This is a genomic window from Collinsella sp. Sow4_D11, assembly GCF_052116465.1.
GTDB lineage: Bacteria > Actinomycetota > Coriobacteriia > Coriobacteriales > Coriobacteriaceae > Collinsella.
In genome coordinates, this window is sequence record NZ_JBQKLA010000009.1 from 1 (window position 1) to 13264 (window position 13264).

General features: G+C 58.5%; 12 protein-coding genes. 5 read left to right on the forward strand and 7 right to left on the reverse strand.

Translation table 11 applies throughout. The annotated features are described in order from the left end of the window. Positions 1-120 precede the first annotated feature (120 nt). A complete protein-coding gene (istB, locus tag ACTQ40_RS05285) occupies positions 121-834 on the forward strand; it encodes an IS21-like element helper ATPase IstB (RefSeq protein ID WP_441563524.1) in 714 nt (237 codons plus the stop codon). A gap of 220 nt (positions 835-1054) precedes the next feature. On the opposite strand, the gene ACTQ40_RS05290 is transcribed toward istB, so the two are convergent. Further along, positions 1055-1495, reverse strand: a complete 441-nt coding sequence (locus tag ACTQ40_RS05290) for a MerR family transcriptional regulator (protein WP_441554642.1) — start codon at positions 1493-1495, stop codon at positions 1055-1057. 354 nt (positions 1496-1849) lie between these two features. On the opposite strand from ACTQ40_RS05290, the gene ACTQ40_RS05295 reads away from it, so the two are divergent. Beyond that, positions 1850-2614: a carboxymuconolactone decarboxylase family protein gene (locus ACTQ40_RS05295; protein ID WP_441563525.1), complete on the forward strand. Its 765-nt coding sequence runs from the start codon at positions 1850-1852 to the stop codon at positions 2612-2614. A gap of 2 nt (positions 2615-2616) precedes the next feature. After that, positions 2617-3642 (forward strand): alpha/beta hydrolase, encoded by a 1026-nt coding sequence (locus tag ACTQ40_RS05300; protein ID WP_441563526.1) that lies wholly within the window; start codon positions 2617-2619, stop codon positions 3640-3642. Between the two features lie 185 nt (positions 3643-3827). Here the strand turns inward: ACTQ40_RS05300 and ACTQ40_RS05305 are convergent, their stop codons facing one another. Beyond that, entirely contained in the window at positions 3828-4241 is a 414-nt protein-coding gene (locus ACTQ40_RS05305) for a helix-turn-helix domain-containing protein (RefSeq protein ID WP_441563527.1), read from the reverse strand. 241 nt (positions 4242-4482) lie between these two features. Beyond that, complete coding sequence (locus ACTQ40_RS05310; RefSeq protein WP_441563528.1) at positions 4483-5274, reverse strand: hypothetical protein; 792 nt, start codon at positions 5272-5274, stop codon at positions 4483-4485. 177 nt (positions 5275-5451) lie between these two features. Between ACTQ40_RS05310 and ACTQ40_RS05315 the strand changes: the two genes are divergently transcribed. Continuing rightward, positions 5452-5721 carry a hypothetical protein gene (locus ACTQ40_RS05315; protein ID WP_441563529.1) on the forward strand — a complete coding sequence of 90 codons (270 nt, stop codon included), beginning with the start codon at positions 5452-5454 and terminating at the stop codon, positions 5719-5721. Here ACTQ40_RS05315 and ACTQ40_RS05320 read toward each other — a convergent pair. Continuing rightward, positions 5687-6265 (reverse strand): hypothetical protein, encoded by a 579-nt coding sequence (locus tag ACTQ40_RS05320; RefSeq protein ID WP_441563530.1) that lies wholly within the window; start codon positions 6263-6265, stop codon positions 5687-5689. The genes ACTQ40_RS05315 and ACTQ40_RS05320 overlap by 35 nt on opposite strands. A 355-nt stretch (positions 6266-6620) precedes the next feature. Here ACTQ40_RS05320 and ACTQ40_RS05325 point away from each other — a divergent pair, with 355 nt between their 5' ends. Beyond that, the gene (locus tag ACTQ40_RS05325) at positions 6621-7526 is read left to right on the forward strand and encodes an ATP-binding protein (RefSeq protein ID WP_441563531.1); all 906 of its coding nucleotides are present in this window, start codon (positions 6621-6623) and stop codon (positions 7524-7526) included. Here ACTQ40_RS05325 and ACTQ40_RS05330 read toward each other — a convergent pair. The 3 genes from ACTQ40_RS05330 to ACTQ40_RS05340 form a co-directional block, all read right to left on the reverse strand. Beyond that, complete coding sequence (locus tag ACTQ40_RS05330; protein ID WP_441563532.1) at positions 7436-7855, reverse strand: YjdF family protein; 420 nt, start codon at positions 7853-7855, stop codon at positions 7436-7438. The genes ACTQ40_RS05325 and ACTQ40_RS05330 overlap by 91 nt on opposite strands. A gap of 976 nt (positions 7856-8831) precedes the next feature. Then, positions 8832-11072: a DNA gyrase subunit A gene (locus ACTQ40_RS05335; RefSeq protein ID WP_441563533.1), complete on the reverse strand. Its 2241-nt coding sequence runs from the start codon at positions 11070-11072 to the stop codon at positions 8832-8834. A 45-nt stretch (positions 11073-11117) separates the two neighbouring features. Beyond that, positions 11118-13115: a DNA gyrase/topoisomerase IV subunit B gene (locus ACTQ40_RS05340; protein WP_427719396.1), complete on the reverse strand. Its 1998-nt coding sequence runs from the start codon at positions 13113-13115 to the stop codon at positions 11118-11120. Positions 13116-13264 lie beyond the last annotated feature (149 nt).

The window sequence follows — 13264 nt, forward strand, 5'->3', positions numbered from 1 at the left end:
AGGCCATCCGTTGGAGGTGGTCGGCGCCTTTGCTTATGAGGCGAAACAATCGTCGTGAAACCCGAAACTTTTATCTCGTGATTTCCTAAAAATAAAAGCTATCAAAAACACCACAGGGTCGTGGAGGCCGGGCGGTCGTGCTCGCTCACCACCGCCGTCCTGGAGGAGTGGTCGAGGCTCGGCACCCCGAAACAGGTGGAGTACCTGGCGGGCTACCTCGAGGCGGAGAGGTCCAGCCGCGAGGCCTCGAAGCGCGCGACGCTGCTCAGGCGCTGCGCGCTGCCGGCGCCCAAGACCTTCGACGGCTACGACTGGTCGGCCGTGTCGTGGCCGGAGGGCATGGGGCGCGAGTCGCTGCTCGCGCTCGACTTCGTCGAGCGCAGGGAGGACCTCGTGCTCATGGGCGACGTCGGCACCGGCAAGACGCACATGGCGTCGGCCCTCTGCGCGCTGGCGTGCGAGAGGAGGCTCGAGGCGCGCTTCTTCACGGCGTCCTCGCTCGTGATGCGCCTGAGTGTTAGCGCCCGCGACGACGGGAGGCTCGACCGGGAGGCCGCGCTCATCGGCAAGGCCCGCCTGCTCGTCATCGACGAGCTCGGGTTTCTCCCGCTCGACGCGGACGGGGCGAGGCTGCTCTTCCAGGTCTTCGCCGACGCATACGAGAGGCAGTCGGTGGTAATCACCACGAACCTGGAGTTCAGCAGGTGGGGGTCGGTGTTCGGGGACGACCAGATGGCCGCCGCCGTGATCGACCGCATCGTCCACCACGGGAGGCTCGTCCAGTTCCGCGGCGAGTCCTACCGCGTCCGCCATGCCCTCATGCAGGAGGGCTAGCCGCTCAAAAAGCGTGCGCGCTTCCGATGCTCAGGCTGCTCAATTTCCGATGATCTTTTTGCTCAAATCCTCTTGACGAAACACACGGTGGAGGCGCACGGCCCGCGGCGTGTCGACGACGGTGAGGTGCGACGACACCGCGACGAGGTGTCGGCGGGGACGCTGTTCACCCCTCCCTCGATCACGTTGCTTGACCGCGGACCATTTCAGGCAGATGGCATTATCGAGCGTGGGCGTTCTCGTAGGCACCTTTGATCTCCTCTGGCAAATTGTCGGGAATCAGCGCTTTCACCCTATGCTCGCCGCCATCCTGAATCGCCTGCTCGTAGTACCAGCATTTGAACTTCAACATGTCCAGCGCGCGGTGCATCTCCTCGATCTCCGACTCCATGTGGGCCTTTCGCTCCTCGAACATGGCCTTGCGCTTGGGATATGTCGATGGGCCCTCCGCGCACCATTCCATGAACAGCCGGATGTCCTTGATCTCCATCCCCGCCTTCTTCAGGCATTCGATGACTCGAAGCTCCTCGAGTTCCGTATCGCCGAATCGGCGAATGCCGGACGCCCGCTCCAGCCCTGGGAACAATCCCTGCTTGTCGTAATACCGCAGCGTGGAAACGGGCAGACCGAACATCTCCGCTACCTGTCCGATTGTGTGCATGGTCCCTCCGGACAAATCTCGAATTCATTCCTTGACCTAAAGTCAGGTTTAGGTATTACCTTCATTCTCGTCAATATGAATCGCGAGTTCAAGGGGTATTCCGTAATGAGCAAAACGGTTTTGATGGTCTCTTCAAGTCCTCGAAAGAATGACAATTCCGAGACGCTGGCGGATGCTTTCGCCAAAGGCGCACGCTTGCCGGAACGGTTTTCGCCGGCGGCGTGAACGGCGTGGGCGAAATCGCCGGACATCCCGCACTTGAGCAAGCGCGCCGAATGGGCATGGGAGTCTAGGCGCGGCTCAACTGCGCGGAAGCAGTTTTGCACTCAAAACCATCGACAGGAGGAATCAAACATGACGATTAAGCAGACAGCGGGCAGAGATGCCCTGGGGGGCTTTGCCCCCAAATTCGCACAGCTCAATGATGATGTGCTGTTCGGCGAGGTGTGGAGCCGAGAAGACGGGCTCTCCCTTCGAGACCGCAGCGTGGTGACGGTGGTGGCCCTGATGGCGCAGGGGCTGACGGACTCTTCGTTCCAGTATCATCTGATGTCCGCAAAGAACAACGGGGTGACCAGGGCGGAGATAGCGGAAATCCTTACGCATGCGGCGTTTTACGCGGGATGGCCCAAGGCGTGGGCGGCCTTCCGCATGGCGAAGGAGGTCTGGGCGGATAGCGATGCCGCCGACGCAAGAGCTAAGCATCAAAACGAAATGGCCTTTCCCGTCGGTGCCCCCAACGACGCATTTGCGAAGTACTTTATCGGGCAAAGCTACCTCGCGCTCCTTTCCACCGAGCAGGTCGGCGTCTACAACGTGACGTTCGAGCCCGGCTGCCGCAACAACTGGCACATCCATCACGCCAAGAGCGGTGGGGGACAGATCCTCGTCTGCGTGGCCGGTCGAGGGCGTTACCAGGAATGGGGCAAACCGGCACAGGAGCTGCGCCCTGGCGACGTGGTAAATATTCCCGCGGGCGTAAAGCACTGGCACGGAGCCGCGTCCGACAGCTGGTTCTCCCATCTCGCGGTGGAGGTTCCGGGCGAGGAGGCCTCTAGCGAATGGCTGGAGCCTGTGGACGACGAGCAATACCTTAAAGCGACCGACAAGGAGGCTTAGGCATGGAGCAGCTGAAACTGACGCAGGAATGGGACAAGGTCTTCCCCAAAAACGACAAGGTTGAACACAGCAAGGCGACCTTCCACAACCGATACGGCATCGCGCTGGCTGCCGACGTCTACGTGCCGAAGAACGCGGAAGGCAAGCTGCCCGCTATAGCCGTCAGCGGTCCGTTTGGCGCGGTGAAGGAGCAGTCCTCCGGTCTGTACGCGCAGAAGATGGCGGAGCTGGGCTTTTTCGCAATCGCTTTCGACCCGTCCTATACCGGCGAGAGCGGCGGCACGCCTCGCTATGTAGCATCGCCGGACATCAACACAGAGGACTTCTGCGCAGCGGTGGACTTCCTTTCTGTGCAGGAAAGCGTCGATCCGGAGCGCATCGGCATCATCGGTATCTGCGGATGGGGCGGCATGGCAGTCAATGCGGCGGCCATCGACACCCGTATCAAAGCTGCCGCGGCTATGACCATGTACGACATGACCCGCGTGACCGCAAACGACTATTTTGACGCCGAGGATTCCGAGCAGGCGCGCTTTGAAAAGCGGAAAGCGCTGAACGCGCAGCGCACCGAGGACTATAAAAACGGCAGCTATGCGCTGGCGGGCGGCGTGGCCGATCCGCTGCCGGAGGACGCGCCGCAGTTTGTGGCGGACTATTACGCCTACTACAAGGCTCCGCGAGGCTACCATCCCCGCAGCTTGAACTCCAACGGCGGCTGGAATGTGACGTCCTCGCTGTCGTTTTTGAATATGCCGATTTTGCAATATAGCAGCGAAATCCGCTCTGCTGTATTGCTGGTGCATGGCGAGAAGGCGCACTCCCGCTATTTCAGCGAAGCCGCGTACGGCAAGCTGACCGGGGACAACAAGGAATTGCTCATTATCCCCGGTGCCAGCCACACCGACCTTTACGATCAGATGGACATCATTCCGTTTGGAAAGCTGAAGGCATTCTTTGAGGAAGTAGATACAAGCCCTCGTCAATTGCATTTGCCCAGGTCAGCAAACGGGAATAATAAAACGCGATAATCGGTTTCCGCAGGTTCGGTAACCCCGAATGCCGTCGAATGACGCCGCGAACCTTGCCGTATTCGAGCATGCAATTATTCCCCTAACGGTTCTTCCTGGGCGCCGATTTCATATAGGAATAATGGAACAGCCTCCGAAAAACAGGAGGCTGTTCGCAAGAAAGCATTAATTTACCTGAGGAAATGTCAGAAAGAGGCCTTCCAGTCGGCGTAAGCGGTCTCGTCGACTTCGCCGTGCTCGAGCTCTTTGCGCTTTTTCGCCCAGGACTTGAGCGACTGCGAGAGCTTTGGGGCATGCGGCGCCTTGGAGTCGACCGCCAGGCCCATGCCGTCCTCGCTGGGCACGAGGCCGTAGCTCTCCTCCAGCTGCAGCAACAGGGCCATGAGGTCGCGTGACGTCTCGACTCCGTAGTCCTTGAGCGCGCCTACGGAGACCTCGAGCTCCTTCGCGATCTCCTCCAGCAATTCGGGCTTCACCGCGCGGATGCCGCTCTCGTAGTGCCTGATCGCGCCCTCGGTGAGCCCCACGGCATCGGCGAGCTGGGCCTGCGTCAGCCCCTTCGCCTTGCGGTACCGCCGAATGTTGTCGCCTGTCGCCATGTGCCCTCCTGTAGATTCATTGACGTCATTTTATCAACGTACGCAAATGTACGCAATTCCATTGACGACACGAATGTGCATGGAGGGCTCTGTGCACACGATTGTGCCAAATTTTATGAATGAGCGATTATACCAGGATAGTGCAGCTGCCTACATTGGCTGCTTGTTACCTACGGACGCCAAGAGCCCGCATTATCTACCGTAGGGGGATCGGGGACAAATCCAAGCCTTCTGTGAGGCTTTACAAAAGCTCGCGAAGTCTTTTTGCCCAAAGCGCGAAAGTGCCGTTCTCGACGCATCTTCCGAAATCGACGCGCTTGCACCAGCGATCGGATCTCGCGATTGCAATCATCGAGGCCACGACCAGCTTCTCATCTGCTTTGGAAATGTCCTGATTCACGATCTCCTCGATATCGAGTTCCAACCCATGTTGCGCCAGAATATCGCCATAGCATTTGTATTCGGGATATGCTTCCGCGAAGGCGTATACGTCGTGCAGAAAATCGCGCTTTGCATCCCTTATGGCTTGCAGCCACTTCTTGTGATCGCCGTCAGCCTTACCGTCTTCGAGCCCTTGGCCGACCCCTTCGGCACTCGGCAGATTGTAAAAAGCCAGCATCGCGAGGCCTTCCGTCTCGGTCGGGCCATCGTAGGTTTCGCCGGTCTCCGGTCTCATCTCCTCGCAGCCGAATTCGTCTGCCAAATACTTCAATAGTTTTTCGAAACCTTTGGGATATGCATTAGAGCCCCCGTGCGAGCCGTGCCCATCGAAGAGGCTCCATTGTTCGCCGTCGAGCACCGGTGAATCGTAGTAGGTGAACCAATCGTCGGTGCCAAGATCGCGGAGGAATGCCATGAGCGCATCGACTTGCGTCTTGTCCAATATCCCCTGGTTCTCTCCCTGCTCCAAAAGATGCGACTGGCTGTGGCGGAAAGAGTAAGCCTCTCCGTCTTTGCTGATCTCAAAGGAGGAGTGCCCCTGAAAAAACCCGCCTATGCTGAAGCTGAACACGTCATTATCGAATCCACGCACCGGCCCCTCCGTTCTTTGGTTTCCTGCTGCGTATGTGCACTTGCCCTCATGCGTATTTAATTGGCGTCATTCTATCAGCGTACGAGTTTGTACGCGATTCTATTGAAGTACGGATACGTACGATTATTCTCGGGAATATCAGCGTATATATTCGTGCGAATAGACAGGAGGTCCAAGATGGAACAGCCTGTTGCGCGGACGCAGCGGGCGCTGCGCGATTCCATGAAAGGGCTTTCGGAGTGGCTCCTCGCCGTGTGCGACGCCGATGAGCTTGATGCGGACCTCCAAAGGCAGCTCGCCCTGGTCATGGAGATCTTCAACGGGTTCGGCGAGGCGCTGCCGTCCGGAAAGCGCGCAACGCGCAAGAAAGGGCCCAGACGATCTCTTCGGGATGCCTCGGCGCTAACCTGGGCTACGCCCTCGTCGACCCGCCGCGACACACCGTGACCTTGCACGAGTAGACCCTCCAGCAGAAGTCAGGATCGTCGTCGATGCCGTCTTCTCCGAAGCAGGATACTTCTCTGACGCGGCAAGCAAGCCATTCTCCGCCGTGAAGGTTCTCGAGGGCCTCCTGGAATAGCTGGTCGTCGTAATCGTGATAGGGCGCATATGGCACCGTAGAGCCGTCGGCCAGGTGGAACCTGTAGCCCCATTCGCTGATGTCCTCCGAACACGGACGCACCTCGAGCAGGTCACCCTCCTTGAGGGAGGCCGCCGACCTCTCGAGGTCCACGTCGCGCTCGGTTTCGCCTTCCTCCCAGGTGGAGTCGGACCAAAGGTCCGCTATTCCAATCTTTTCGACGCCCAGCGGGGCGTCGTCCAGGAAATCGTCCGGAGTCACATCCCTGAGGAACGCCTTAGTACCCCGGATGGCGATGGCCTCCTCGAGCGTCCGCGCCTCCGCGTATTCTTCCGTCTTGTAATCTTCGACAGTGAACTGCTCACCCTCGTATTTCTTCGGCCTTGGCAGGCCGAGCTCCTCGTCGTTCATTCATCCCGCTTTTCTCGGGCTGCCTGCGGTTACTCGCGGATCTGACTCTTTCTAGTTGAGGCATGAAAGAACTGTTGGCGATTCCGCTTGCGATACCGCCGACACCTCGCATAATAGCCCACAGGTGCTCGCATTCCTTTTTGCTACTCATTATCCCACGGCCACATAAAGCGCAGAAGGCGTCGAAGCACGTGAAAGGGTGAATCGCGACCGCCCCTCAGTCGGCCTGCATGGTTCCGACTACAGGAATCTCTGATAACTTCCGCTCCTCAGCGTAGAGGACCTCGTTCTGGGCCTCCAAAATGCGCGCGGCATCGCCGATGCGCTCGACGCATAGGGCAGGAAGAGGTTCAAGGTGCGCCCCGGGGCCCTCATCGAGCCCCAGCTCGCTATCTCGGGGACGGAGTACCTTTTCATCAACGAGGTGCAAAACGTCGAGGGCTTCGAGGACGTCCTCAACGAGTTCCGCACCGAAGGTGGCTTCTCCATCTTCATCACCGGGTCGAACTCCTACCTGCTCTCGGGCGAACTGGCTACGAAGCTAACCGGGTGCTACATCGAATTCGAGATGCAGACGCTGGACTTTGGCGAGTATTGCCAGATGAAGCGCTTCTTGGGACTGCTCGTGAGCCCGAACCCGGTCGCGGAATTCGATGCCTACATCCTCGGGGGGGGCTTCCCGAAGGCAATGGATTACCCCGGGCTCGCCGACAAGCGCGCTTACGTCACGGCGGTAATCCAAGAGATCTTCGAAAAGGACGTCCGTAGGCACGTGAAGATCAAGAACGTCTCCGTGTTCAACCAGGTGCGCGAATACGTCATCAACAACTTCGGCGCCATCATGTCGCTTAGTAACATCCAGTCCGACCTCGAGAGCAAGCGGGGCGTGAAAATCAAACGCGAGACGCTTGCGCGATACCTCCAAACCTTCGAGGACGCGGAGGTCGTCAGCAAGTGTGCCCGCTTTGACCTTAAGTCGCGAAAATCGCTAAGGGGTGAGCAGAAGTACTACCTGGCAGACCTGAGCTTCTACTTCGTCCTCAATACAGACAACCGCATCAACTACGGGCCTGTCCTCGAGAACATCGTCTATCGCTACGCTCGCGTGCGGGGTTACAAGGTCAGCGTTGGACGCATTGGAAAGCTGGAATGCCTTGCTGCAAATGGCAATCAATGCCCACGATGCTTCTGCTTGCGCTTCAACTTCCGCTGCTCGAAGCGCGCCTCCGCCTCATCCGCGCGACGCTGGCTTCTTGCTTGAGCCGACTCCCGCTTCATCGCTTCCCGCTGTGCCGCGAGCGCCTGTTGTGCCTTGGTGCTCGCGGCGGGCCGTTTAAGGGCTTTCGCTGCCTCGCGAGCGCGCCGCTTGGGGTTCTTCGCGGGCTTGCTTGTCTCAGTGGCCTTGTCGCCGAAGAACGAGAGCTTCTCCCATTTGCCGACAACGAATCGCAGGATCTCCTCATCGGACGGCTCCGCGCCGAAGACGATGCGGGCGACGCCGTATCTGCCGTCCTCGACATGCTCCGCCAGCCCGACCCAGAATTGGCCGTCGTGATATACGGTCAGGGTGGACGACACACTGATCTGCATGGTTGGTTCCTCCTTTATGTAGATGACCATGCAGAGAAGGGACAACCAAGGAGGCAGGTTACTGATGCGGACCCCCGCACGCCCACGACTACCCGACGGGGACTGTGTTTTTATCTCTGGTAGTTGGATTGTAGCACGCGCAGACGCGCCCTTCATCGCTGGCGACATGACATGGTTGGGGCTTACCACCCGACGCGCCCTTGCGCATATCGTCTTCTCGGTTTCGAAACTTTAAAAGACCTTGAGTTTCGAAACCGCGAAGGAGAGTTTAAGCAAGAGACGTCGTTAGCTCTGAGTCGACGCTCGAGAAGGGGCTCTCGTCGCTTCTGTCCATCAGGGATGCATTCACGAAGGTCCTCATCGCCCGCACGAGGCGCGGGCCTTATACCCGGGAGGGCGTTCTCGTGCTGGATCTCGCGAGGTGACTGCTCGGCGAGCAGGAGTTCTGAGCGTCATACGGGGATATCGCTCGATAGGGCACGCAGGGCCGTTTGTGCTCGCACGGGAAACGTCGTCGCCGTATGGGCGGCCAGTCGCATCCGATTAGTCTTTTGTTAAACAGACCTTTCGAGTGCGCACGAAGTGATTGCGCCAACAACAAAGCCCCAACCTGCTCGCTAACTCATGGGCAAGCCACCTGAGACTACTCATTTCCCCTACTAGCAATGAAGGCCTGCGACCTGCAGTTTTGCAAACTGCTTGAAAGGCGCCTGCGTTGATTCGCTTCCTATTGCAGCTGGCGGCTCGCACACGAAAAGGCACTTGAGTTTCAAAGCGGGCGTTTTCGTCGATATCGAACCTCTAAAGGCTGTCCGCCGTGCCCTTTGGAATGAATGATGGGCTTATGTCTGTTCCACTTTATGCGACATTTTGTCTATAGGGATGATGCTGCTGTAATGCATGGGGCCCGGAGCGCAGCATTTACTGCGCTCCGGGCCCCACTGTTTTGAGAGTTTATGGCGGCTCTGCCGTCGTCCTAGTCAAACAAACTCGGCATGTCGTTTTCCTTCATGAGGGCACCGGCAGAGGGGAGACTCTGCGCGGTGAACTTCTCGGCCGAGACGCCGGCGCCAAGGATTTCCTCGGTCGTGCCGACGGTGGTGACCGAGCGACCCTTCTTGGCGGTAAAGGCCTGGACGCCCTGCGTGTTGGTGGTCGTCTTGGTCTTGAGCAGCGACGTGTTGAAGTTCATCAGGCGGTAGTCGCTCGAGACCAGCGCGATGTCGCGATCCTCCTTGAGCACCTGGGCATACAGCAGTTTGCTGCCGCCGTAGATGGCGTTCTTGAGGCGCTTGCGGTTGGTCTTGGTGACGTATCCAGAAAGCGCGACGCGCACCACGCGGCCGTTCTCAAAGACGAACAGCACGTCGGCCTTGTAGTCCTCGGGGTCGATGACCCAGATCACGCTCTCGTCGGGTTCCATCTCGAGGTCGGTGGGCAAGTACGAGCCCAGCTGGGCCGACTTGGTGTCCTCAAACGCCGCAACCTTGCACTTGTATACCTGGCTCTTGTTGGTAAAGACCAGCAGCTCGTGGGTGTTGGAGGACGGGAACTCGATAAAGGGTTTGTCGCCGTCTTTGTACTTGAGCGTGGCCGCCTTCTTGAGCACGCGGTCCGTCATCTTCTTAAGGTAGCCATCGCGTGAGAGCATGATGGTAACCGGGTACTCCTCGACCTCGGGCTCCAGGCTTACCTCGATGACCTCGTGGGGCTCGATCCTGCCCGTGCGGCGCGGCATCACGTACTTCTTGTTGACCGCGGCCAGCTCGTCGCTGATGACCTTCTTGATGCTCTCCTCGCTGGAGAGAATCTCCTCAAGCTCGGCAATCTCGCCCTCAAGCTTGGCGATATCCTTGGTGCGGTTGAGGATGTACTCCTCGTTGATGTTGCGGAGCTTGAGCTCGGCAACAAACTCGGCCTGCGTCTCGTCGATGTCGAAACCCTTCATAAGGTTGGGCACGACCTCGGCTTCGAGCTTGGTGCCGCGGATGATGGCGATGGCCTTGTCGATGTCGAGCAGAATTGCCTCAAGGCCGTGCAGCAGGTGCAGGCGCTCGGACTTTTTGCCCAAGTCAAAGTTAATGCGGCGACGCGTGGACTCAATACGCCACTTGACCCACTCGTGCAGGATCTGGCGTACGCCCATAACGCGGGGGTAACCATCGACCAACACGTTAAAGTTGCATGAGAACGAATCCTGCAGCGTAGTCGAGCGATAGAGCTTGGCCATGAGCTTGTCGGGGTCAACACCGCGCTTAAGATCGATGGCGATACGCAGGCCCGAGAGGTCAGTCTCGTCGCGGATGTCAGCGATCTCCTTGACCTTGCCTTCTTTGGAGAGCTTGACGATGCGATCGATGATGACATCGGTCTTGGTGGTGTAGGGGATCTCGTAGACCTCGATAATGCGCTCTTCGGGAATCCAGCGCCAGCGGGAGCGGATCTGGAAGCTGCCAAGGCCGGTCTCGATAATCTTTTCCATCTCCTCGCGGCGGTAGATAATCTCACCGCCGGTCGAGAAGTCGGGCATGGGCATGTACTCGAGCAGATCGCAGTTGGGATCCTGCAGGTAGTGCATGGTGGCGGTGCAGACCTCGTTGAGGTTGAAGCCGCAGATGTCAGACGCCATGGCGACGCCGATGCCCTTGTTGGCCGAGACAAGGATGTTGGGGAAGGTGGTGGGCAGCAGGCGCGGCTCCTTCATGGCGCCGTCGTAGCTGTCGACGAAGTCGACCGGGTCCTTGTCGATGTCTTTGAAGATCTCGGCACTGATGGGGGAGAGCTTGGCCTCGGTGTAACGCGAGGCGGCGTAGCTCAGGTCGCCCGAATAGTACTTGCCAAAGTTGCCCTTCGACTCAACGAACGGCGCGAGCAGCGCCTCGTTGCCGGTGGCCAGGCGCACCATCGTCTCGTAGATTGCGGCGTCGCCGTGCGGGTTGAGCTTCATGGTTTGGCCCACGATGTTAGCGCTCTTCTGGCGCTCACCTTTGAGCAAGCCCATCTTGTACATGGTGTAGAGCAGCTTGCGGTGCGAGGGCTTAAAACCGTCGATCTCGGGGAACGCACGCGAGACGTTGACGCTCATGGCGTAGGGCATGTAGTTGACCTCGAGCGTCTGCGTGATCGGCTGATTGGTGACCTCGGAGTGCAGGCCGATGACGTTCTCGGCGTTGACCTGCTTTTTCTTTGGCTGGTTCTTCGTCTTCTTCTTTGCCACGATTTCCTCTTGAACTTCTTATGGGCCGTCGTTATCGATTTGCTGCTACTGCAGGTCCAGCTGGTCCAGGTATTCCTTGCCGTGCTCCGAGATATGGCGCTTGCGGCCCGCCTCGTCGCTGCCCAGCAGAAGGTTGAACATGGTCTCCATCTTGGTGACGTCTTCGGACTCCACCTTGATCAGACGACGCGTCTCGGGGTTCATGGTGGTGAGCCACATCATGTCCGGGTCGTTCTCACCAAGACCCTTGGAGCGGTTGATGGAGCACTTCTGGTCGCCGATCTCCTTAAGAATGCCGTTCTTTTCGAGCTCGGTGTAGGCAAAGTAGGTCTTTTCTTTGCAGTTGATCTCGTAGAGCGGCGACTCGGCGATATATACGTAGCCTTCGTCGATAAGCGTGGGCACCAGGCGATAGAGCATGGTGAGCACGAGCGTACGGATGTGATAACCGTCGACGTCGGCGTCCGTACAGATGATGACCTTGTTCCAGTTGAGGTTGTCCAGGTCAAAGGCGCCCAGGTTCTTGATGCGCTTGTCCTTGATCTCCACGCCGCAGCCCAGCACGCGCATGAGGTCCATGATGATGTCGGACTTAAAGATGCGCGGATAGTCCTCCTTTAGGCAGTTGAGGATCTTGCCGCGGACGGGCATAACGCCCTGGAACTCGGCATCGCGCGAGGTGCGAATGGCGCCTGCTGCCGAGTCGCCCTCTACGATGTAGATCTCGCGGCGGCTCTTGTCCTTGGAGCGGCAGTCGATGAATTTCTGCACGCGGTTGGCCATGTCGGTCTTCTGCTGCAGGTTGGTCTTGATGCTCTGGCGCGTCTTCTCGGCATTCTCGCGCGAGCGCTTGTTGATGAGCACCTGCTCCATGATCTTGTTGGCGGCATCTTTGTTCTCGATCAAGTAGGTCGAGAGGCGCTCCTTAAAGAATGCCGTCATGGCCTGCTGGATAAAGCGGTTATTGATGGCCTTCTTGGTCTGGTTTTCGTAGGACGTCTGGGTGGAGAAGCAGTTGGTCACCAGCACCAGGCAGTCCTGGACATCTTGCCACTTAATGCCGCTCTCGTTTTTGTTGTACTTGCCCTGTTGCTTAATGTAGGCATCGATGGCGCTGGTGAGGGCGCTGCGGGCCGCCTTCTCCGGCGAGCCGCCGTTCTCGAGCCAGGAGGAGTTGTGGTAGTACTCCTGCATCGTGAAAGTGCGCGAGAAGCACATGCAAGCAGTGATTTTTACGTTGTAATCGGGTAGATCCTCGCGATCGCGACCGCGACGGTCGGCCTCGATAAAGAAGGGCTCGGTAAGGTAGTCGGTACCGACCTTCTCGAGCACATAGTCCTCGATGCCCTTGGGATAGCAGAAGTCCTCTTCGGAAAACTCGCCGTCGTCGCCCTCGATGCGCAGCCGGAAGGTCACGTTGGCGTTGACCACGGCCTGGCGGCGCATGGTCTCGCGATACCAATCGTGGGGGATGCTGATGGAGGTAAAGACCTCAAGATCGGGGCGCCACTTGATGGTGGTGCCGGTGCGGTTCTCGTCGCTGGGCTCAATCTCGAGTGCCTTCTTTTTGGCGCCGACGACCTTGCCCTTCTTAAAGTGCAGGGAGTACTTGTTGCCGTCGCGCCAAACCGTGACGTCCATGTATTCGGAGGCGTACTGGGTTGCGCACGAGCCCAGGCCGTTGGTGCCGAGCGAGAAGTCGTAGTCGCCGCCCTGGTTGTTGTTGTACTTACCGCCGGCGTAAAGCTCGCAAAAGACGAGCTCCCAGTTAAAGCGCTTCTCGGAGGGGTTCCAGTCAAGCGGGCAGCCGCGGCCGTTGTCCTCTACCTGAATGGAGCCATCGCGAAAGGCGGTAAGGGTGATGAGCTTGCCGTAGCCCTGGCGCGCCTCGTCAACGGCGTTGGATAGGATCTCGAAGGCGGCATGCGCGCAGCCGTCGAGCCCGTCCGAGCCAAAGATGACGGCAGGGCGCAGGCGTACGCGCTCCTCGTCCTTGAGCTGACGAATACTGTCGTTACCATAGTTTGCGGTGTTCTTTGCCATGCTCGCTCTCTCGATGCTCCTTTGCCGCGTTTTAGTCATATAGATAGTCAAGGTAGCATAGCCCAGCCCTTGGGCGATTCCAACCAACACGAAATCCATCGAACAATCGTTCGGAGTTCGATGAGGTTTCGTTTACTCGCACAAAACCG

Coding starts and splice junctions, on each gene's coding strand:
- ACTQ40_RS05290 (WP_441554642.1), bottom strand. CDS start 1,495: ATGCACACAATCGGACAGGTAGCGGAGATGTTCGGTCTGCCCGTTTCC.
- ACTQ40_RS05295 (WP_441563525.1), top strand. CDS start 1,850: ATGACGATTAAGCAGACAGCGGGCAGAGATGCCCTGGGGGGCTTTGCC.
- ACTQ40_RS05300 (WP_441563526.1), top strand. CDS start 2,617: ATGGAGCAGCTGAAACTGACGCAGGAATGGGACAAGGTCTTCCCCAAA.
- ACTQ40_RS05305 (WP_441563527.1), bottom strand. CDS start 4,241: ATGGCGACAGGCGACAACATTCGGCGGTACCGCAAGGCGAAGGGGCTG.
- ACTQ40_RS05315 (WP_441563529.1), top strand. CDS start 5,452: ATGGAACAGCCTGTTGCGCGGACGCAGCGGGCGCTGCGCGATTCCATG.
- ACTQ40_RS05320 (WP_441563530.1), bottom strand. CDS start 6,265: ATGAACGACGAGGAGCTCGGCCTGCCAAGGCCGAAGAAATACGAGGGT.
- ACTQ40_RS05330 (WP_441563532.1), bottom strand. CDS start 7,855: ATGCAGATCAGTGTGTCGTCCACCCTGACCGTATATCACGACGGCCAA.
- ACTQ40_RS05340 (WP_427719396.1), bottom strand. CDS start 13,115: ATGGCAAAGAACACCGCAAACTATGGTAACGACAGTATTCGTCAGCTC.